This is a genomic window from Cobetia sp. ICG0124, from assembly GCF_004006355.1.
Taxonomy (GTDB): domain Bacteria; phylum Pseudomonadota; class Gammaproteobacteria; order Pseudomonadales; family Halomonadaceae; genus Cobetia; species Cobetia marina.
Genome location: NZ_CP024893.1, coordinates 1,641,755 through 1,661,407, shown reverse-complemented (window position 1 = coordinate 1,661,407; position 19,653 = coordinate 1,641,755). Strand labels below are relative to the sequence as shown.

The 19,653-nt window shown below is 63.5% G+C and carries 16 protein-coding genes and 2 pseudogenes; 10 read left to right on the top strand and 8 right to left on the bottom strand.

Annotated features, from left to right (window positions below; translation table 11 throughout):
• The first annotated feature begins 2 nt into the window (after positions 1–2).
• The 3 genes from CU110_RS07655 to CU110_RS07640 all read left to right on the top strand — a co-directional run bounded on the left by CU110_RS07655 (position 3) and on the right by CU110_RS07640 (position 4,602).
• Positions 3–1,022, top strand: a complete 1,020-nt coding sequence (locus tag CU110_RS07655) for a LacI family DNA-binding transcriptional regulator (RefSeq protein WP_127735298.1) — start codon at positions 3–5, stop codon at positions 1,020–1,022.
• Positions 1,022–3,433, top strand: coding sequence for a cation:dicarboxylase symporter family transporter (locus CU110_RS16110; protein ID WP_205694088.1), 2,412 nt, complete (start codon positions 1,022–1,024; stop codon positions 3,431–3,433). Before CU110_RS07655 ends, CU110_RS16110 begins: the two co-directional genes overlap by 1 nt.
• Positions 3,434–3,582: 149 nt before the next feature.
• A complete protein-coding gene (locus tag CU110_RS07640; RefSeq protein ID WP_127735295.1) occupies positions 3,583–4,602 on the top strand; it encodes a hypothetical protein in 1,020 nt (339 codons plus the stop codon).
• On the opposite strand, the gene CU110_RS07635 is transcribed toward CU110_RS07640, so the two are convergent.
• The 4 genes and pseudogenes from CU110_RS07635 to CU110_RS07620 form a co-directional block, all read right to left on the bottom strand.
• Positions 4,569–5,108: a hypothetical protein gene (locus tag CU110_RS07635; RefSeq protein WP_077376142.1), complete on the bottom strand. Its 540-nt coding sequence runs from the start codon at positions 5,106–5,108 to the stop codon at positions 4,569–4,571. The two genes, CU110_RS07640 and CU110_RS07635, sit on opposite strands and share 34 nt — an antisense overlap.
• Before the next feature lie 94 nt (positions 5,109–5,202).
• The gene (locus tag CU110_RS07630) at positions 5,203–6,744 is read right to left on the bottom strand and encodes a cytochrome c (protein WP_205632757.1); all 1,542 of its coding nucleotides are present in this window, start codon (positions 6,742–6,744) and stop codon (positions 5,203–5,205) included.
• Positions 6,745–6,746: 2 nt separating this feature from the next.
• Positions 6,747–8,360: a GMC family oxidoreductase gene (locus CU110_RS07625; RefSeq protein WP_084208614.1), complete on the bottom strand. Its 1,614-nt coding sequence runs from the start codon at positions 8,358–8,360 to the stop codon at positions 6,747–6,749.
• Positions 8,324–8,770, bottom strand: a pseudogene (locus CU110_RS07620) (sugar dehydrogenase complex small subunit); the annotation flags it as partial. The gene CU110_RS07625 and the pseudogene CU110_RS07620, both read right to left, overlap by 37 nt.
• A gap of 41 nt (positions 8,771–8,811) precedes the next feature.
• Here CU110_RS07620 and CU110_RS07615 point away from each other — a divergent pair.
• Genes CU110_RS07615 through CU110_RS16105 form a run of 3 tightly spaced genes read left to right on the top strand, consistent with a single transcriptional unit; the run spans position 8,812 to position 10,582 of the window.
• Positions 8,812–9,198: a carboxypeptidase regulatory-like domain-containing protein gene (locus CU110_RS07615; RefSeq protein WP_127735289.1), complete on the top strand. Its 387-nt coding sequence runs from the start codon at positions 8,812–8,814 to the stop codon at positions 9,196–9,198.
• Between the two features lie 14 nt (positions 9,199–9,212).
• Positions 9,213–10,169 (top strand): AraC family transcriptional regulator, encoded by a 957-nt coding sequence (locus tag CU110_RS07610; RefSeq protein ID WP_127735286.1) that lies wholly within the window; start codon positions 9,213–9,215, stop codon positions 10,167–10,169.
• Positions 10,106–10,582, top strand: a complete 477-nt coding sequence (locus CU110_RS16105; protein ID WP_205694087.1) for a DMT family transporter — start codon at positions 10,106–10,108, stop codon at positions 10,580–10,582. The genes CU110_RS07610 and CU110_RS16105 overlap by 64 nt, the downstream gene beginning before the upstream one ends.
• A 142-nt stretch (positions 10,583–10,724) precedes the next feature.
• Here CU110_RS16105 and CU110_RS16825 read toward each other — a convergent pair whose 3' ends face one another.
• A complete protein-coding gene (locus tag CU110_RS16825; protein WP_240665524.1) occupies positions 10,725–10,997 on the bottom strand; it encodes a hypothetical protein in 273 nt (90 codons plus the stop codon).
• Positions 10,998–11,506: 509 nt separating this feature from the next.
• On the opposite strand from CU110_RS16825, the gene CU110_RS16095 reads away from it, so the two are divergent.
• Positions 11,507–11,989 carry an EamA family transporter gene (locus tag CU110_RS16095; RefSeq protein WP_205694086.1) on the top strand — a complete coding sequence of 161 codons (483 nt, stop codon included), beginning with the start codon at positions 11,507–11,509 and terminating at the stop codon, positions 11,987–11,989.
• Here the strand turns inward: CU110_RS16095 and codB are convergent.
• The gene (gene codB, locus CU110_RS07595) at positions 11,932–13,164 is read right to left on the bottom strand and encodes a cytosine permease (RefSeq protein ID WP_127735283.1); all 1,233 of its coding nucleotides are present in this window, start codon (positions 13,162–13,164) and stop codon (positions 11,932–11,934) included. The genes CU110_RS16095 and codB overlap by 58 nt on opposite strands.
• 147 nt (positions 13,165–13,311) lie before the next feature.
• Positions 13,312–15,828, bottom strand: a complete 2,517-nt coding sequence (locus tag CU110_RS07590; RefSeq protein WP_276317901.1) for an FdhF/YdeP family oxidoreductase — start codon at positions 15,826–15,828, stop codon at positions 13,312–13,314.
• On the opposite strand from CU110_RS07590, the gene CU110_RS07585 reads away from it, so the two are divergent.
• Positions 15,796–16,236: a hemerythrin domain-containing protein gene (locus CU110_RS07585; RefSeq protein WP_077376112.1), complete on the top strand. Its 441-nt coding sequence runs from the start codon at positions 15,796–15,798 to the stop codon at positions 16,234–16,236. The two genes, CU110_RS07590 and CU110_RS07585, sit on opposite strands and share 33 nt — an antisense overlap.
• A gap of 66 nt (positions 16,237–16,302) precedes the next feature.
• On the opposite strand, the pseudogene CU110_RS17940 reads toward CU110_RS07585, so the two are convergent.
• A pseudogene (locus CU110_RS17940) lies at positions 16,303–16,983 on the bottom strand (hypothetical protein); the annotation flags it as partial.
• Positions 16,984–17,034: 51 nt separating this feature from the next.
• On the opposite strand from CU110_RS17940, the gene CU110_RS07575 reads away from it, so the two are divergent.
• Positions 17,035–17,889, top strand: coding sequence for an SDR family oxidoreductase (locus CU110_RS07575; RefSeq protein ID WP_084208606.1), 855 nt, complete (start codon positions 17,035–17,037; stop codon positions 17,887–17,889).
• A gap of 33 nt (positions 17,890–17,922) precedes the next feature.
• Entirely contained in the window at positions 17,923–18,945 is a 1,023-nt protein-coding gene (locus CU110_RS07570) for a patatin-like phospholipase family protein (protein WP_084208605.1), read from the top strand.
• The last annotated feature ends 708 nt before the right edge of the window (positions 18,946–19,653 follow it).

Here is a 19,653-nt window from a genome sequence, read left to right as displayed (position 1 = left end):
CGGTGATTCGACTCAAGGATGTGGCGGCACGGGCAGGCGTTTCCGTCACCACCGTCTCACATGTGGTGAATGCCACTCGGCCCGTCGCCAGGGACACCGAAGCGCGGGTGCGCGAGGCCATCGCGGCACTCGGCTATCGGCCGGACAGCGTGGCACGCGCGCTGAAATCCAATCGCAGCCGCACGCTGGGGATGATAGTCACCAGCGCGCACAACCCGTTCTTCGCCGAGGTGATCCGTGGAGTCGAGGACCGCTGCTATCAGGCAGGCTACAGCCTGATCCTGTGCAACAGCGATGACATCGATGCCAAGCAGCTCAGCTATCTCGAGACACTGCGCGATCGCCGCATCGATGGGCTGGTGGTGATGACCGCCGAGAACGGCGAGGGCTTTCTGCAGGCTCTCAGCGCCCTGCCGCTGCCGACGGTGATGATGGACGCCGAACCCCAGCCGGGCTGGGACATGACGGTGGTCAACGATGACTCGCGCCTGGGGGGCAGGCTTGCCATCGAGCATCTGATATCCCGCGGACTCGAGCGCATCGCGCTGTTGACCGGCCCACGCGATCACGCCCGCTCGCGGGAGCGCCTGTGCGGAGCACTCGGGGCGCTCAAGGCCGCCGGCCTGGGCGTACCGGAGGACTGGCAGGTCGCCACCGACCTGATGCTGGAAGATGGCCATCGCGCCGCTCACCTGCTGCTGGCGGACCCCGGGGATCGACCGGACGCCATCTTCGCCTTCAATGACCTGCTGGCGCTGGGCTGTCTGCGCGCCGCGCAGGATCTCGGTCTCGAGGTCCCACGCGAGCTGTCGATCATCGGCTACGACGACATCGAGATCAGCGCCTACCTCAACCCGGCACTCACCACCATCCGCCAGCCGATCTATGAACTCGGCACCACGGCAGTGGAACAGCTCATCGCCCGCCTGGAGGGTTCCCCCTTCCCGGGTCAGACCCAGCTGGCCCCCACGCTGGTCGTGCGCGAGAGCGTTCCCCCATCAGTCGCGGCCTGCTGTTGCTGATGGCGATTGCCGTGGCCGCCACGGCAGCCAACCTGTATTACAACCAGCCGCTGCTGGCCGACATGGCGGCCTCACTCGGCGTCAGCCAGGGCACCATCGGCATGATTCCCTCGGCCACGCAGTTCGGTTATGCCGTGGCGATCCTGCTGATCTCGCCGCTGGGCGACACCATGGACAGACGCCAGTTGATCCGCAATCTGTCCATCACCCTGGCCGTGGCCTCGCTGGGCGTCTTTCTTGCCCCGAGTCTCTGGCCATTGCTGGTGGCGAGTTTCGTGGTCGGTCTGGGCGCCAACATCACCCAGCAGCTGATCCCGCTTGCCGCGTCACTCTCCACTCCGCAGAGGCGCGGCAAGGTGATCGGCACGCTGATGACGGGGCTGACCATCGGCATCCTGCTCTCGCGCACCCTGAGCGGCAGCATCGCCGAGTACTGGGGCTGGCGCAGCGTCTTTCTGGTCGCCGCCATCCTCGCCATCGTCATCGGTGTGTCACTGTATCGTCAGCTGCCGAGTCGTGCCCCTGCGGTGCAGATGGCCTATCCCAGGCTCATCGCCTCGATGTTCACGCTGCTGAAACGCCATGCGCTGCTGCGCGAATCCGCGCTCACCGGCGCACTGTGGTTCGCGGCCTTCAACGCCATGTGGGCGACACTGGCACTTCATGTCACCGACACGCCCTTTGATTACAGCGTTCAGCAAGCCGGACTGTTCGGCATCATCGGACTGGCGGGGATCATCGGGGCCAAGGCGGCGGGACGTCTGGTCAATCGCGTCGGCGCAGGCCCCTTGATCAGCCTCGCGCTCACGATGGTGGTGGCCGCCTTCGCGGTACTCGGCCTCTGGGGAGACAGCCTGACGGGGCTGATCATCGGCATCATCCTGCTGGATCTCGGGGTCTTCGCCGCCCAGATTCCCAATCAGGTGCGCGTCTTCTCCATCGACCCCGAGGCGCAGAGCCGCATGAATGCCGTCTACATGCTGTGCTATTACACCGGTGCCGGCCTGGGCTCGGCCGTCGGGGTCAAGATGATGAGCCTCTTCGGTTGGCAGGGCATGGCAGTGTTCGGGCTGACGCTCGGGGCGCTGGCGCTCGGGCATCACCTGCTCAGACAGCGCCGGCCAGCCGATTCAGGTACACTCTGCGCGCCATTTCGGTGCGTGGCCGAGATGGTACGCGATTCACGGCCTGTACTCAGGGCAAGAACCCGTCAAACTCTCGAGATCCACATGAAGCTCATCGTCAAACTTGTCCTCGGCATCATCGCCGGTCTTCTGATCGGTCTGATGGCCCCGGATATCGTGGTCCGCGCGGCGCTGACCGCCAAGGTCATCATCGGCCAGCTGATCAACTTCACCATCCCGCTGATCATCCTGTTCTACGTGATGAGTGGCATCGCCTCTCTGCCGAAGAATTCAGGCGCCATGCTCGGACGCACCGTCGGCATGGCCTATGGCTCCACCATTCTCGCTGGCATCTTCGCCTTCCTGGTCGCCAGCAATCTGCTGCCGGGCATGCTGTCCGGCATGGCGCCCGTGGCCGAAGGCCGCGACGCACTGGCCCCCTTCCTCGATCTCGAGATTCCGGCCGCGTTGCCGGTGATGACGGCGCTGGTACTGGCCTTCGTCTTCGGTGTCGTCATCAGTCGTCGGGAGCTTCCGACCCTGAAAAGCGCGGTATTTGAATCACGTGAAGTGGTCGACGTGTTCCTCAACAGCGTCATCATCCCGCTGCTGCCGCTGTTCATCGCCGGTACCTTTGCCGAGATGGCCTATGAGGGCAAGGCGCTGTCGACACTGGATACCTTCTGGAAGGTGCTGGTGCTGGCCATCGTGATGCACTGGATCTGGTTGAGCACGGCCTATCTGATCACCGGGCTCGTCCAGCGTCGCTCGCCGCTGGGACTCCTGCGCAACATGCTGCCCGCCTATCTGACGGCGCTGGGCACCATGTCCTCCGCCGCGACCATTCCGGTCAGCCTGCGTCAGACCAAGGCCAACGGGGTCAGCGATGAAGTGGCGGATTTCAGCGTGCCGCTGTGTGCCACCATCCATCTGTCAGGCTCCACCATCACCATCGTGACCTGCGCTACCGCCGTGATGATGATGAGCCATGACCTGGCCATCGCCAGTCTCGGCGAAGTCGTCCCCTTCCTGATCATGCTGGGCCTGACCATGATCGCCGCGCCCGGTGCGCCGGGCGGCGCCGTGATGGCCGCACTGGGCGTACTCGGCAGCATGCTCGGCTTCGGCGAGGCGGAACTTGGCCTGATGATCGCGCTGTATCTGGCACAGGACAGCTTCGGCACCGCCACCAATGTCACCGGCGACGGCGTGATCGCGCTGTGGGTTGACCACTTCGCCCGCCGCGATGGCGTCGTCGCAACGGCTACCATGAGCGCCCACGCGTGAGCGCTGTCATGGCGGTGAGTTACCGCCTCTCTGTTACCGTTGCCGGAGTGCCAGATGTCCCTGCTTGACTCTTTCCCCCTCCCCCGCGTGCCCAACGCCTGCCCCTGCGACGCACACTGGCGGCCTGGTGCCTCGCCGGTGGCAGCTTGATGCTGGCACAGGAGGCCAGCGCCCTGGAGATCGGCATGCCTGCCGACGCCGGTGTCAGCGCCAGCCCTGCCGTCGTGCTGGAAGCCGAAGGTACCCTCGAGGACTCACTGCGCGAGCCGCTGACCCTGACGCAATACGCCAGTGCGGATGAGGTGATGAAGGGGCTGCGTGATGGCACTCTGGACGCCGCCTACCTGACGCCCTGGAACCTCAAGGCACTGGCCGAGAGCGGCGTGCCGCTGCGGGTACTGGATGGCGCGGACCTGGATGATGTCAGCCTGGTCGCACGCGATGAGCTGATCCGCTATACCAAGCTGTTCGAGCCGCAGGAAATGCTGATCCGCTTCCTGAATGACACCACGCGTGCAGTGCGGGTGGTGATCAGCGACAGTGATGCGCGCTCGCATCTGGCGCTCAAGCAGTGGATCGAGGTCAAGGTCGGTTCCAGCATGCAGCTGGTGAGCCCGCGCTCGCTGGAAGCGCTGGAAGGTGATGAGTACGCCGGCGATGCGCCCAAGGCGCTGATCAACAGTCGCAAGATGCATGCCGCCTTCCTGGGTGGCGATGACGCCTCCCGTCTGGTGGCCCTGCACCCGCTCTCCAAGGACTGGCTGCCGCGCGCCAACATGCTGGATCTTCCGCGCATGCTGCTGGTCAGCCGCGCCGACATCGCCGATGACGCTCTCGATGCCGAGCTTCAACAGCTGGGCCAGGCCCACGCCGCGGCACAACGCACCCTGCATCAGGAAGACCCGACGAAGGCGGCCTTCATGCTCAAGCAGGAGTGGCCGGCCCAGGCCGGTGAAGCGCCAAGCCTGCCCCAGGTGGTACATGCGCTGAATGGCAATGCGCTTGCCGTCAGTGACATGCGTCAGGCGCTCAATTACTGGCTGGGCGAGCAGCAGGCCAAGGTCACCTGGCCCGAACTCCAGCCAGACACGAAAAAACCCGCCAATTGGCGGGTTTTTTCATTCATCAGAGACGATCAGGCGTCCAGCGCTTCCGCGATCTGGGACTGAGCCTTGGGACCGATACCCTTGACCTCAGCGATCACGCCGTCAGCGTGGGCCTTGCGGACCTTGGCGACGTCATCGTAGCCGGCTTCGGTCAGCGCGCGGATAGCTGCAGCGTTCAGACCCAGGTCTTCCAGGGAAGCCGCGTCTGCGGTGTCCTCGGACTCCGCCTGCTCTTCAGCGGCTGCCATCGGCATCATGCGGGACTGGGCGATGGCCTGTTCACGGGCCAGACGCGCCTTGTACTGCACCAGCTTCTGGTTGAACTCGTGTTCGACCTGCTTGCGGTGCTTGTCAGAGGCTGCTGCCTTCTCGCTCAGACGCTCGTTGCGAGCACGCAGGTCCTCGACTTCCTTCTTTGCCTTGTCACGGGCATTGCGGAGCTTGTCGGCTTCCTTGCTGGCTTCACGCAGCTGACGCTCCAGCTCCTTGATGCGGGCGTTCTGGTCCTGCTTGGTGTCCTGCTCCTGAAACAGGGATGCAAGCTGATCGTCAAGAGTAGCGTCGGTCATACTGCTATGTTGCCTCGAATAATTGATAAAGAGCTAAAGTCTGGGCGCACATTCTACCGCAGTTCTTCAGTTTGTGCTGCATTTGAGCGCAACCTCAGTGCTTGCGCCATTCTTCCAGCTTGTCCGCCAACTGCTGGCGACGCGCATCAGGTGCCGCGAGAGAGGCACTCTGGTGACCTTCCCCGAAGCGATTCTCCAGGTAGTCCATCAGGTTGATCAGCTCGCCGTCGGTCAGGTTGTCATCAAAGGCCGGCATGAAGACGCTGTGACCATTGTTCTCGCGCTGCACGCCATTGAGAATCGCCTGCGCCAGGTTGTCCGGATAGACACTGCCGGTCACGCTGTTGTGGAACAGCGACGGGTAGTAACCATCCTGGGTGCCGGCGCCATCCGCCCCGTGACACATGGCACAGTGGCCCAGATACAGGCGCACACCCGGGGTGGCATCCGTCAGCTGGCCGATCAGCGCTTCGTCATCCGGGCGCTTGTCGAGTGGCTGACCGCGCAGCAACAGGACATCGTCAGCCGGTGCCCCCTGATTGAACCGCGTGGCGACCTGAGGCTCGCTGGCCTGCTCAGCTTCCGCCTGGCGATCGCCATCATTGATCGCCTCGCCCTGCTCACCCTTGCCATTCACGGCCGGGATGGACTTCAGATAGACGGCAATGGCACGCAGATCATCTTCGCTCATGTGACGCATGGAGTGCGTGACGACATCCGCCATCGGGCCGCCGGCCTGCGCCTTGCCCTTGAGGTTGCCAGTGGCGAGGTAGGTCTGGATATCCTGCTCACTCCAGCTGCCCAGACCATCCTGCATATCCGGCGTCAGGTTGAAGGCGCGCCAGCCTTCGATCATCGCACCACCGAGATAGCCGTCCTCATCGCCTGTCAGCGCCTTCTCCTGGAAGGCGATGCCACGCTCGGTGTGGCAGCTGCCACAGTGTCCCGGCCCCTGGACGAGATAGGCGCCACGGTTCCAGTCGGCGCTCTTCTCGGGGTCATCCTGCCAGGGCTCCAGCGGCGAGAAGATCTCTTCCCACAGCGCCATCGGCCAACGCATGTTGAGCGGGAACGGAATCTCGCTCTCACGGTTCGGCGTGGCGCTCGGCGTCACGTCATGCATGTTCCAGGCATAGAGTGACTTGATGTCGTCATCGGTCAGACGTGCATAGGACGGGAACGGCATCGCCGGATAGAGATTGTGGCCATCGGCCGCCTCACCTTCGCGCAGTACACGGGTGTACTCCTCGAGAGTGTAGTTGCCGATGCCGTGTTCGGTGTCCGGGGTGATGTTGGTGGCGAAGATCTTGCCGACCGGCGTCTCGAAACCGAGGCCGCCGGCGTACTCATCACCGTCTTGCGTACTATGACAGGCAGCGCAATCACTGGCGCGTGCCATGTACAGGCCTTTCTCGATCAACGCCGGATCATTGGTGGCGGCCTTGTCGGCCTCCACCTGCCTGGCGTGCTCATCTTCACCACTGCCACAGGCGCTGAGCAACAGCGCACTGGAACCGGCAATGGCAGCAAGACGTATTGCACGGGCCAGACGCGCGGGACGGGCCGTGAGGCGGGCACCTCGGGCATTCTCATCAATGGCATCACGAATGCCAGCAGTACGGGCGTGCGGGACCATGCTTATATTTCCTGTTCGAGCAGATCGGCAATACGAAGAGACAAGGCGGCAATCGTCAGAGTGCAGTTGACCGAGCCGACAGTCGGCATGCTGCCGGAGCTGGCGACGAACAGATTGTCGTGGCCATGCACTCGGCAATCGCGGTCCACCACGGATTGCGTCGGGTCATCTCCCATCAGGGTCGTACCGCAGATATGCTGGTTGTTGGAGAACTCATCACGGAACGCGATGTCCGTGCCTCCCATCAGCTTGGCGATGCGTGCATATTGCTCCCGCGTATGCACGGCGCTGCGCTTGACGTAATCATCGATAGCATAACGGAATTCCGGGCGCGGCAGACCAAGTGCGTCACGTTTTTTTGACGGCGTGATGCGATTGGCTGGCTCGGGCAGCAGCTCATGGAAGCTGTCGAACTGCACATAACGGCTGGCACGATTGTCGATCTGCGCCTGCAGGTCCGCGCCCAGCCTCAGGGGAGTCTCCGCCAGCACCTCGGTAGTCATCTGCTGAGTCCGGGCGATGTTGGAAAGGTGCAGCTTCTTGGAGGCGAATTCACGGCGAAAATCCCCGTCACGCCAGGTGATGATGGACGTCATCTCCTGGGGGCCACGGCCGGCCCACAGTGCCTCATCGGCCAGAAAGCTCACACCGGTACCCGGGTGATCCATCAGATGCCGGCCGACCATGTCGTTCTGATTGCCCACACCGTCGGGGGTATGTGCATTCACCGACATCTGCATCAGCTTGGGCGTCTCGATGCCATTGGCCGCCAGCACCACCTTGGGTGCGCTCAGTCGATGCTGCTTGCCTTGCGGGTCGAGATAGCGCACTTCGCGGATCTTGCCGCTGGCATCGCTTTCCAGATGATGGACGATGGCATTGTCGATCAGTCGGGCACCGGCGCGCTCCGCCTTCTCGACGTGAATGATGCCGGAGTACATCGCCCCGATCGGGCAGATCGGCATGCAGTTGTTGTTGCCGCAGCAGGTCGGGCGGTCATCGTAGGGGCGGCTGTTGCGCGCCACCGGCTCGGTGACCATGTCAAAACCGTGGGGATTGATGCGCTCGCTGACCCGCTGTTCGTTCCACGACAGCGGCAGAGGCGCCATCGGATACTCGGCGCTGCGCGGGCTGCCGAGATCGACATCATTCGGCCCCCAGACACCCAGCGCCACCTCGGCCCGGAAGTAGTAGTCTTCCAGGTCCTCATAGGCGATCGGCCAGTCGAGACCTACTCCATATTCGCTCTTGAGACGGAAATCGCTGGGCAGGAAGCGCCAGGCCGAGGCCGCCCAATGCCAGGTGGTACCGCCGACGGCGCGGATATACTGCGCGTCATAGGGCTGCTCACCCTTCTGGACGAGATAGTCGGCATTGTCGCCGTGCAGCATGGGATGCGGTGCCGCCTTGCTGGCGGGATACGGCCCCATGAAGTCCATCTTGTCGGCCTGATTGCGAAAGCGCTCCACGATCTGCCAGCGCTCCAGGCGCGGGCCGGCTTCCAGCATGATGACCGCCTTGCCGGCTTCGGCCAGACGATGCGCGATCAGGGCACCGGCAACGCCGGAGCCCACCACGATCACGTCAGCGTCATACGTACGAGCTTCCTCAGCCATGCGGGGTTCTCCTCAAGCTCGGCCCAGAAACCGGGGCGATTCGGGCAATAGGTCCGCACGACCTGGACATCGCGGGGGCCTGCATACATGCCGGCATGTTCAAAGGCGATCACCTCGGCCTGCGGGTCGGTGGCAGATTGCCCCACCGTCCCCAGCATCCAGGCCTGCAGCACGCGGCGCACCAGCGCCATCTCGGCTTCTCTCACGTCATCCTCGCGCAGATATTCACGCTGCTCCCCCAGCGCCAGGAGACGATCTCTCAGGTCCACCAGCGTGCCAAGGCCCGGCACGCCATCGACGGGCGTGCGCGCCAGTGCCTCGAAGAACCGCTGCCCGAGGCGCTCATTGAGGACTCTGTCACTCAAGAGCCATGCCGAGAGGGACATGAAGGCGGCAAAGGCGCCATCCTCATCCGTCTTCCGAGGACGGCGATCAGCGCGTCAAGCGGACAGTGGCCTTCCCGGAGGCGGAGTACGCCAAGCTCGACAAGACGGGAACCTCAGTCATCAAGGGCCGCATGTCCTATGACTGGCAGGGTCAGACGATTCATGCCAACCAGGCAGGCATCTCGATCGCGCCGGTCACCACCTACTCCGCGGAAGCCGCGGAACTGGCGCTGGCCGGCAAGACGGCAGAGCGCGCCGACCCGCGTGCCCAGGCCTATACCCATATCGTGCGCACCGACAGCAATGGCTACTTCAATGCCACCGGCCTGCCCGCCGGCACCTTCTATGTCGCCGGCGTCATCAAACTGCCCGATGGCACCCGCAGCCCCCTCATCCTGAGCCAGGTCCAGGTCGGGCGTGGTCAGACACGCAACATCGAACTGAGCCGCTGAATGACCACGACACCATGACGGCACTCTCGTTACGTTCCTACACGCCACGCGCCGATGTGCATGATCACCAGTATCCGCAGCTGGTGCTGCCGATCCGGGGCCATCTCGACATCCAGGTCGGCGGCTACACCGGTACCGTGGTCACCGGCGAATGCGTGATCATCCGCTCGGGCGAGATCCATCAGTTCCAGGCCCATGACGCGGCACGCTTCATCGTCGCGGACCTGGATTACCTGCCCGACAATCTCGCCGCCACTCGGCGCGTGGTGTTCTCCATCAGCACCCTGCTGATGAACTATCTGCTGTTTCTCGAAGCCCAGCTGCAGGGCAAGGTCGATGCCCGGATCGACCGACTGGCCATCGAGCTGTTTCTGGGCCTGCTGGAGAGGCAGACCTGCGACAAGCGTGTCGATCGGCGTCTGCTCAGAGTGCTGGATGTCATGAACGAGCAGCTGGATCAGCCGCATGACGTAGCATCATTGGCGGCCCTGGCGCATCTGAGTCCTACCCAGTTCCACAAGATCTTTCGTGACAACCTGGGCGTCAGCGTCAAGCAGTACCTGACAGCCCGGCGCATGGAGCGCGCCCGTGCGCAGTTGATCCATTCCGACCTCAGTGTCCAGCAGGTCGCCGAGGCAGTGGGCTATCAGAACCTGTCGGCCTTCACGCGGCGCTTCTCTCACCATTTCGGCATGACGCCGCGCGAGATGACTCGCCAGTACTCCAGCCTGACCACTTGGCTGTCTCCAGCAGAACGAAGCGTAGTTTCAGCACAATATCGATTCGCAATGAAGCGTAATCTCGTGGTCACCGAATCACCTTTCATTGCGAGCCATCAACCATGCAACACCGCTTCGCGAACGCTTCGCTCTCCCCGCTGCTCCAAGGTCAGACCGGCAACCTGTGCGTGCTGCTGGCTGCCTGCCTGTGGGGAACCACCGGCACGGCCGCCCACTTCAATCAGGGTGTGAGCCCGCTGGCCACTGGCGCCTTCGCCATGGGGGTGGGCGGCGTACTCCAGGCCATCCTGTCACGCCGCCATCTTCGCGCCGAGGCACACAAGCTGCTCGCACAGAAACACCTGGTGGCCTGGGGCGCTCTGTTCATCATCTGCTATCCCCTGGCCTTCTACTCGGCCATGGAATACACCGGTGTCGCGATGGGCACCGTCATCACCATCGCCACGGCCCCCTTGGCGGCCGCCGCACTGGAATATCTGCTGGACCGCAAGAAGGTCACTGCCAGCTGGTATGCCGCGCTGACGCTGGGAATGATCGGCGTCGCGCTGATGGCCATCGGCGAGACCGCAAGCTCATCGGCATCGCCCTGGGGATCGTGGCCGGCGCAAGCTACGCCACCTATTCGCTGCTCGCCAGACGCATGATGTTGCAAGGCACCCACGGACGTGCGGCGATGGGCTGCCTGTTCGGCACCGCCGGTGTGCTGCTGCTGCTCGGCCTCGGAACCGCCAGCCTCATCCACGACCCGCGCCTGTTCGCCACGCCGGTGAATGCCAGTGTCGCCATCTACATGGCGCTGATTCCCATGCTGCTGGCCAGTCTGGTCTTCGGGCGTGGGCTGGCCAGCGTGCCCATCAGTCGCGTCACCATGCTGACCATGTTCGAGCCGCTGGTGGCAGGCGTTCTGGCGGTCGTGGTGGTCGGCGAGCAGTTCACCATGATGGGGGCGGTCGGCATGCTGTTGATCATGACCTGCCTGATGCTGCAGCTTCGCTCCCGCGCCCCCAGGACACCGACGGCCAGTCCGCAGCCAGCGCCCACCGCATGGGCAAGGGCCATGACAACGATCTCTCCTCTGACCTCCCAACCCTCGAAGTCGGGAGTGCTGGGCAGCCTGGCGGTGCTGTTTGCGGCGCTGCTGTGGGGCACCACCGGCACGGCGGCCCACTTCAATCAGAATGTCAGTCCGCTGGCGACCGGTGCCTTCGCCATGGGCGTTGGTGGCCTGCTTCAGGCAGTGATCGCACGGCCCAATATCTTGGGCTGCCTGGGCCTTTTGATGGCGCAGAAGTGCCGGGTATTGCTCGGCGCCGTATGTGTCGTCATCTACCCGCTGGCCTTCTATACCTCGATGCACCTGGCGGGCGTCGCCATCGGCACGGTGATCACCATCGCCACGGCGCCCCTGGCGGCCGCGATACTGGAGCGCCTGTTCGGTCACCATCGACTCACGCCGAGCTGGTATCTCAGCCTCGCACTGGGCATCGCCGGGGTGGTGATGATGGCATTGGGCGAAACGGGCCATCAGGGCGCGCCTGGCGGGTATCGCGCTGGGCATCATCGCCGGGGTGACCTACGCCGCCTACTCGCTGATCGCACGGCGCATGATGGAAGGTGGTATCCACGCTCGCGCGGCCATGGGCAGCCTGTTCGGCGTCGCCGGCATCGCGTTGATCGCAGGCCTGGGCCTCAGCATGCTGGTGGCAGACCCGCGCCTGTTCGCCACTGCCGGCAACGCAGGCGTGGCACTCTACATGGCACTGGTACCGATGTTCCTCGGCTATCTCGCCTTCGGCTATGGCCTCAAGACCATCGCCGCCAGCAAGGCCACCCTGCTCACGCTGTTCGAGCCGCTGGTCGCTGCGCTGCTCGCCGTCACCATCGTCGGCGAGCATATCGCCCCGCTCGGCTGGCTCGGCATGGTACTGATTGCCGTCTGCCTGGTGATTCAAGTGAGGCCGAAAACGACCCTTCATATCAGGCGATCAGTCACTCACGCCGCCGTCTTGTCGGCCAGTTCGACCTTGGCAAGCTTGATCAGCCCGCCGTAGACGACGAAGGCGACCACGACACCCACGACCGGCGGCATGAAGGGGGAGCTCCAGGCACACAGGCAGGCGATGGCGTAGGCGGCGAGGCCCGGCCAGTGGTAATCCACCTTGGGCATCTTGGCGAGACGCGGATACTGGCCTTTGTGGCCGAGCCAGAAGTTGGCCATGATCACGCCGCCGATCGGCGGAATGAAGGTGCCGAGCAGAATCAGGAACGGAATCAGCCACTCATACATGCCGAGTACCGCCAGCACCGTGCCGATGGCCGCGCCGCCCAGGGTGACACGCTGACGATGCGGCGTGCGCAGCAGATTGCAGCCGGCGATGGCGAAGTTGTAGATGGTGTTGTCCTGGGTGGTCCAGATATTGAGAAACAGCATCAACACCGCGAGGCTGACCAGCCCCTGGGCAATCATCACATCGACGATATCGGCCTGCTGATAGATCATCGCGCCGAGCGCACCGGTCAGCACCATCAGGCCATTACCGACGAAGAAGGCCGCCAGGGTGGCGATCACGGCGATCTTCGGCGAGCGTGCGAAGCGACTCCAGTTGGTCGCCTGGGTGCCGCCACTGATGAAGGTACCGATCACCGCCGTGATGGCGGCTGTCCAGCTCATGGAATCCGTGGGCGTCAGTGCCGCGAGTCCCGCCATGCCACCGACATCGACCATGCCGGTATAGAGACTGAACAGGATGAACAGCAGCATGGCCGGCACGGCAACGCGCGAGAGCATGTCCAGGCCGCGATAGCCGATCATCGCCGTCAGGCAGAAGGCGAAACCGAAGATGACCATCAGCGGCGTGGTCAGCCATTCCGGCAAGCCGAGTGTCTTGACCAGCACGATGGCGATGGTCGCGGTGCCCCAGGCGTACCAGCCGATCTGGGTGAAGCCGAGCACGAAGTCCGACAGACGGCTGCCCTTCTCGCCAAAGCACAGGCGACCCATCAACACCGAGTTGAGGCCGCTCTTGCAGGCGATGTAGGCCAGCGCCGCCGCATAGCTCCCCAGCAGCAGATTGCCGATCACGATGACCCACATCAGCTCATTGAGCGCGAAGGCCGAGCCCAGTGACCCACCGGCCCACATGGTGGCGGTGAAGAAGGTGAAGCCGAGCAGCACCATTGAAGTGGAGAGCAGCCCACGTCGTGCCGAAGCGGGGACTTCGCTCAAGGGATAGTCATTGCCCACAAAAACGCCACGCGGCGCACTCTTTCAGTGCAGCGCGTGGCGTTGATCGCATCGTCCTTCCCTCACGTCATAACCTGACGCCAAGTGCAGGATGCAAATTTTTTTCAGACATTCCCGGTCAGAGGGGCCTCAAGCGCTTGCCAGCACTCCTTCACTGGCATTGACCTCTTCGCTGTCCATCAGACGCAATCTGACAGGCACCGATTTCGAGGCCGGCGTATTGCTGCGCGCATCACGGTGATCCAGCGGAATCAGGTCATTGGTTTCCGGGTAATACGCTGCCAGACAGCCGCTCGGGATATCGTAGGCCTTGAGCTTGAAGCCGGCCATGCTGCGCTCGACACCATCCTCACTCACGGTTTCCATACGCACGCGCTGGCCCTCGGACAGGCCGAGCGTTTCCAGATCCTGCGGGCTGATCATCACCACCATGCGCGTCCCGTAGACGTCCCGATAGCGGTCATCATTGGAATAGACGGTGGTGTTAAACTGATCATGGCCCCGCATGGTGCTGAGCAGGAAGGTACTGTCCATGTCCAGCGTCTCATGGGTGACCTTGTCGAGCCCCTGCTCATCGGTGCCCAGGCCTTCGGGGAACAGGAAGTTGGCGCGCCCGGAGTCGGTGTGCCAGATGCGCTCACGCGGGGCGATGCGGATGTGGAAGCCACCCTGCGCCAGGCGGGCATTGTAGTCCGGGAAGATCTGCGGGAAGACCTGTTCGATACGGTCGCGAATGCGCGCGTAATCCGCCTGCAACCAGTCCCAGTCCAGGGTGGGATGCGCCGGCAGAGTGGCCTTGGCCAGCTGACAGGTGATAGCGATCTCGGAGTGCAGGCTGGCATCCGCCGGCGCCATCACGCCGCGCGAGGGCGAGACGTTGCACATGCCGTCCTCGACACTGGTGGTCTGCTCCGCGCCCTTGCCATCGGCGCCGGCCTGCAGATCCCGCTCGCTATGACCCAGCGTCGGCAATACCCAGCCGTGCTTGCCGGGATGCAGATGGCTGCGATTGAGCTTGGTGGCGATATGCACCGTCATGTCCAGCTCGTGCACCTTCTCCACGATGCGCTTCTGGTCCGGAATCGCGCGGAAGAAGTTGCCGCCCATGCCGATGAAGGCCCGTGTCTCACCGCGCAGAATCGCCTCGCAGCATTCGGCGACATCATGGCCGTTGTCCCGTGGGCACTGGATGTCGAAGACGCGATCGAAGGCATCCAGCATCGCGCCGTTGGGCAGGTTCTCGATACCGACGGTGCGATCCCCCTGCACGTTGGAATGGCCGCGCACCGGACAAGGCCCGGCGCCCGGCTTGCCGATATTGCCGCGCAACAACAGCAGATTGACGATCTGCTGGATGGTATCGCCACCCCGCGCATGCTGAGTGATGCCCATGCCCCAGCAACAGATCACGCGCTCGGCCTCAAGATAGGTCTGCGCCGCCTGCTCCAGTGACTCCCGCGACAGGCCGGACATCTCGACCAGATCCTGCCAGTCAAGCTTGCGGCAGTGATCGGCGAAGGCCTCGAAGCCGTGGGTGTGTTGCGCGATGAAGTCATGATCCAGCAGCCCCACCGCATGCGGATTGCGCTCACGCAGTGCATCGTCGGCCTCGATCACGTACTTGCACATCGCCTGCACGGCAGCGAGGTCACCGCCGATGCGCAGTTGATGGTACTGGGTGCTGATCTCGACGCCCTTGCCGCTCAGCATGTCCCTGGGCGATTGCGGGTCGGCAAAGCTCACCAGCGCCCGCTCGCGCAGAGGATTGAAGCTCACCACCTCGGCACCACGGCCACGCGCCTCGTGGAGATCGCCCAGCATGCGGGGACTGTTGGTGCCGCTGTTCTGACCGAAGATGAAGATGGCATCGGCCTGCTTGAAGTCCTCGAGATTCACCGTGGCCTTGCCGATGCCGATGGACTCCGGCAGTGCCCGCGAGGTGGTCTCGTGACACATGTTCGAGCAGTCGGGGAAGTTGTTGGTGCCGTACATGCGCCCGAACAGCGAGAACAGGAAGGCCGCCTCGTTGGAGGTGCGCCCCGAGGTATAGAACTCGACCTGGTTCGGGTCCTCATACTGTTTGAAACGCTCACCGATCTCGGCGTAGGCCGCCTCCCAGCTGGTGACCTCGTAGCGATCCTCAGCCGCGTTGTAGCGCAGCGGGTGCGTCAGGCGCCCTTCCTTCTCCAGATGATGATCCGTCCACTCGCGAAGCTGGCTCACGGTGTTCTGAGCGAAGAGTTCATCGCTGACGCGCTCACGCGTCGCCTCCCACGCGAGCGCCTTGGCACCGTTCTCGCAGAAATTGGCCCCCTTGGGCTTGTCACCATTCGGCCAGGCGCAGCTCGGACAGATGAAGCCATCCGGCTTGTTCATCTTCATCAGGCTGACATGCCCGGCGATCGGCAGGTGCTCCTGCCAGAGGAATGTCTCCACTGCCTTGAGCGATGGCCAGCCGCCGCCCGGCGGACGATCAAGCTGGCTGCCGGAAAGCTCGCGGGAAAGGTCAGGCGCATGGGACCCCTTGTGGCCGAAGGTGCTGGAAGAAGCGGGCCGGGACGTGGGCGCGTCGCCCAGCCACTCGACAAGCTGACGCTGATGAGGAGCCCGAACATGACCATCTTTGAAGCCCTGCGCGAGACCCACGACGAACAACGCCGCCTGCTGGACATGCTGCTCAAGACTGAAGGTGACAGCGAGCCTCGCGATGACCTGTTCAAGCGCCTCAAGGAATCGCTCACCAACCATGCGGGAGCTGAGGAGCGCGCGCTCTACATCCCGATGATGGAACACGACATGACGCAGGAAAAGGCGCGTCACAGCGTGGCCGAGCACCATGAAATCGATGAGCTGGTCGAGAAACTCGAGACGACGGACTACAGCTCACCCGGCTGGCTGGCCGCCGCCAAGCAGCTCGAGCATCTGGTGACTCACCATCTGGACGAGGAAGAGCAGGAAGTCTTCCAGCTGGCCGGTCGCGTCTTCGACGACGCCACCAAGCAGCGACTCGCCGATGAGTACCTGAAGGACATGAAGGCACGCGAAGCGGCCTGAGCCCTTCTTCTCTCCCTTGCCCGCCCCTGGCCCGGACTCGGAGGTCGCTGAACGTCCGACATGACGTGCGATCCAGATCGTATGCCTGGCTCCGGACGTGCCATGGGCATACACCTGACGCGCCTCGGCCTTGAAACCGGCCCGCGACAGACGCTGAGAGAAGCGCGCATCGGCCGTGGCCGACCACACTGCCAGAATGCCGGCAGGACGCAGTGCCCTGGCGCATACCGCCAGCCCTTCCGCGCTGTAGAGCCAATCATTGTCGTCAGCGGTCAGCCCCTCCGGGCCATTGTCCACATCCAGCATGATGGCATCGAAACCGCCAGGTGCTTCGCGCAGCACCTCGGCCACATCGCGATTCTCGACGGTCGTGCGCGGATTGCGGATCGGATACCCCGCCTTGGCCCCCAGCGGGCCGTCATTCCAGGTGATCACGCCCGGCACCAGCTCGGCGACCACCACCTCGGCATCTGCCTTGAAGTGCGCAAGCGCCGAGGCCAGCGTGAAGCCCATGCCCAGACCGCCGATCAGGACACGCTGCGGCGCCGACGGCGTTCCGCGACTCTTCAGCAGGCCAGCAGGAATCTCTGCCAGCGCGTCTTCCGAGCCATGCATGCGGGTATTCATCAGCTGCCCCCCCTTGCCGCTCTCGATCTTGATGACGAAGTCCTCGCCATACTCGAACAGACAGAGCGAATCCGTGGTACCGGGGATCGGGGCGGTATCGAGCAGCACAAAACGTTTCATGGCATATCCAGGCTAGAAGAGATTCATGATTCACGGACAAGGAGTGACAGCATGAGTCAACTACAACCCCCGCAGCATCAGGATCATCAACCGGGTGATGAACATCGCATGCAGCCTCGCCCCGAATATATCCGAGAAGGCTATCAGGGCAGCGGAAAGCTCAAGGGCAAGGTCGCCGTCATCACCGGAGGCGACAGCGGCATCGGGCGCGCCGCCGCCGTCCACTTCGCGCGCGAAGGGGCCGACTGCATGATCACCCACGTCGGCAGCGAGGAAAAGGACGCCGAGGAAACCCTCCGACTGATCGAGGCCGAAGGTCAGAAGGCCAGCCGCATCGCCGGTGACATCGGTGACCCGGCCTTCTGCCGCAAGGTGATAGAAGGCACGCTGGAGGAATTCGGCAAGCTCAACATCCTGGTCAACAACGCCGCCGAGCAGTACGACTGGAATGACGTGACCGAGATAGATGACGAGCAGCTCGAACGCACCTTCAAGACCAATCTCTTCAGTCACTTCTATCTGATCAAGGCCGCCGTCCCGCATCTTTCCAAGGGCGACTCCATCATCGCCACCTCCTCGGTCAACGCCTTCAAGGGCAATGACAGCCTGATCGATTACAGCGCCACCAAGGGGGCCATCCAGGGGCTGGTACGCTCGCTGTCCGGCACGCTGATGGACCGCGGCATCCGCGTCAATGCCGTGGCCCCCGGCCCGGTCTGGACCCCGTTGATCCCCGCCAGCTTCGAGGATGACAAGGTCGCCGAATTCGGCAAGCAGGTGCCGATGGAGCGCCCCGGGCAACCCAGCGAGATGGGCCCGGCCTACGTCTATCTGGCCAGCGACGATTCAAGCTACATGTCGGGACAGACGATCCACCTCAATGGTGGCGTCGTGCTCAACACCTGATCACGAACGTCACTCGCGCTGCAGGAGGCCTGCATGTCCAAGCTGATTCTCTCGCTGGATGGTGGCGGCATACGTGGGGCAGCTACCGCCCGGTTTCTGATGCATGTCGATGCGACACTCAAGCGCGACCATCAGACCACACTGCGCGCCTGCGTCGATTTCTACGCAGGCACCTCTACCGGCAGCCTGATCGCGCTGGCGCTGGCTACCACCGACATGAGCCTCGAAGACATCAACGGGCTCTACAGCGCAACCAATGCCAGGAAGATCTTCGTCGACAATCGTGGCTGGTTCGAACTCGATGGCATCAATGCGCCCAGGTACGAGGCCAAAGGCAAGAGCGCGATGCTCAAGAAGCATCTCGGCCAGGCCAAGCTCCGGGATGTCCCTGACGGCAAGCAGGTCCTCGTCGTCACCTACGGGATCGAGAGACGCCGCCCGCATGTGCTGAAGTCCAGCAAGTGCGAGCACCACAAGCTGCTGGCCTGGCAGGTGGCGGATGCCTCGAGCGCCGCGCCCACCTACTTCCCGACCCGCGACATGAAACTCGGGACGGACAATGAGCAGACCTGGCTGATCGATGGTGGCGTGATCGCCAACAACCCGACCATGTGCGCCATCGCCGAGGCCTGTCGACTGTGGCCGCAGGACACCCGGCGCGTGCTGTCGATCGGTACCGGGACGCGCACGCGCAAGATCAACGGCCCGGATTCCCAGCATTGGGGCGCGGTGCAGTGGATGCTGGAAGGCAGTCTGATCGACGTGCTCTCCGACGAGAAGGTCGTCGGCTATCAGGCCATCACCATCTCGCCGCCGGGCAGCTACATCCGCGTCAACGCCGAGATGCGCCCGCAACCGGGATTGCCCAGGGCGCCTGACGATGCGATGGACGACATCAGCGTCACCAATATCCAGCGCCTCAAGGGCATGGGCGACTTCTGGTTCGCGCAGTACGGCGAGGCAGCGGTGGCGCTGATCATGGACCACTATCGTGGCCCGTCGCTGGACCGCATCGACCCCGCCACCGGCAAGCCCGAGGCCTATGAGCCTCACTGAGCACGCCTGGCGCGACGCGAACTCGGAGACGCCTGTCAGCGATTTTGCTACTCTGCGCTGCCATGCTTATCGCCCTGGCAGCCGACGACATGCACTTTGACCAGCCGGAAGCCTTCGCCACCTTGAAGAAGGCGGTCGGCTATTTCGATGAGATGGACACCTTGCCGGAAGAGGCCTGGATCAGCCGCGATCAGGCCTCCGCGCGCAGCGATATGGACGAGATGATCGAGGAAGCCATGCAGGCCCTCGACGTGCCACAACTCTCGACACTGCGCAGCACCTATCGACAGGTCGAGGACAAGATACGTGAATCGCGCCGTGAGATTTCCGAGTTGAAGGAGAAGCGTATCCTGGCGCCCGACACCGAGGTCTCGACGCTGACCCGCTTCACGCCTACCGATACCCTGCGCGAATTCACCGCCAGCACGCGCGGCGATTATGACCTGCTGATCGCCGCGCATGAGAAGAACATCACCGCCTATCAAGGCGAGCTGACCACGCTGGAAGGCAAGCTGGCCGCGCGGCTCGAGGAGATCGGCATCACCCTGACGCCGGACCAGGTCCAGGTGTGGCTGTCCTCGGTGGTCGGCGACGACGTGTTGACCATGAGTGTCGTGTTCGCCAGCATCAAGTCGGTGGCCCAGCAGCTCGCCGAGCTGACCCGCGACAGTGGCGAGAATCTGGAGTACGCGCGTCGCTACTACGGCA

What these genes read in the sequence shown, in the direction of transcription:
- CU110_RS07575 (WP_084208606.1), top strand. Translation starts at nt 17,035, where the DNA reads ATGAGTCAACTACAACCCCCGCAGCATCAGGATCATCAACCGGGTGAT.
- CU110_RS16825 (WP_240665524.1), bottom strand. Translation starts at nt 10,997, where the DNA reads ATGGCCCTTGCCCATGCGGTGGGCGCTGGCTGCGGACTGGCCGTCGGT.
- CU110_RS07610 (WP_127735286.1), top strand. Translation starts at nt 9,213, where the DNA reads ATGACGGCACTCTCGTTACGTTCCTACACGCCACGCGCCGATGTGCAT.
- CU110_RS07570 (WP_084208605.1), top strand. Translation starts at nt 17,923, where the DNA reads ATGTCCAAGCTGATTCTCTCGCTGGATGGTGGCGGCATACGTGGGGCA.
- CU110_RS07625 (WP_084208614.1), bottom strand. Translation starts at nt 8,360, where the DNA reads ATGGCTGAGGAAGCTCGTACGTATGACGCTGACGTGATCGTGGTGGGC.
- CU110_RS07635 (WP_077376142.1), bottom strand. Translation starts at nt 5,108, where the DNA reads ATGACCGACGCTACTCTTGACGATCAGCTTGCATCCCTGTTTCAGGAG.
- CU110_RS07630 (WP_205632757.1), bottom strand. Translation starts at nt 6,744, where the DNA reads ATGGTCCCGCACGCCCGTACTGCTGGCATTCGTGATGCCATTGATGAG.
- CU110_RS07640 (WP_127735295.1), top strand. Translation starts at nt 3,583, where the DNA reads ATGCTGGCACAGGAGGCCAGCGCCCTGGAGATCGGCATGCCTGCCGAC.
- CU110_RS07585 (WP_077376112.1), top strand. Translation starts at nt 15,796, where the DNA reads ATGACCATCTTTGAAGCCCTGCGCGAGACCCACGACGAACAACGCCGC.
- CU110_RS16110 (WP_205694088.1), top strand. Translation starts at nt 1,022, where the DNA reads ATGGCGATTGCCGTGGCCGCCACGGCAGCCAACCTGTATTACAACCAG.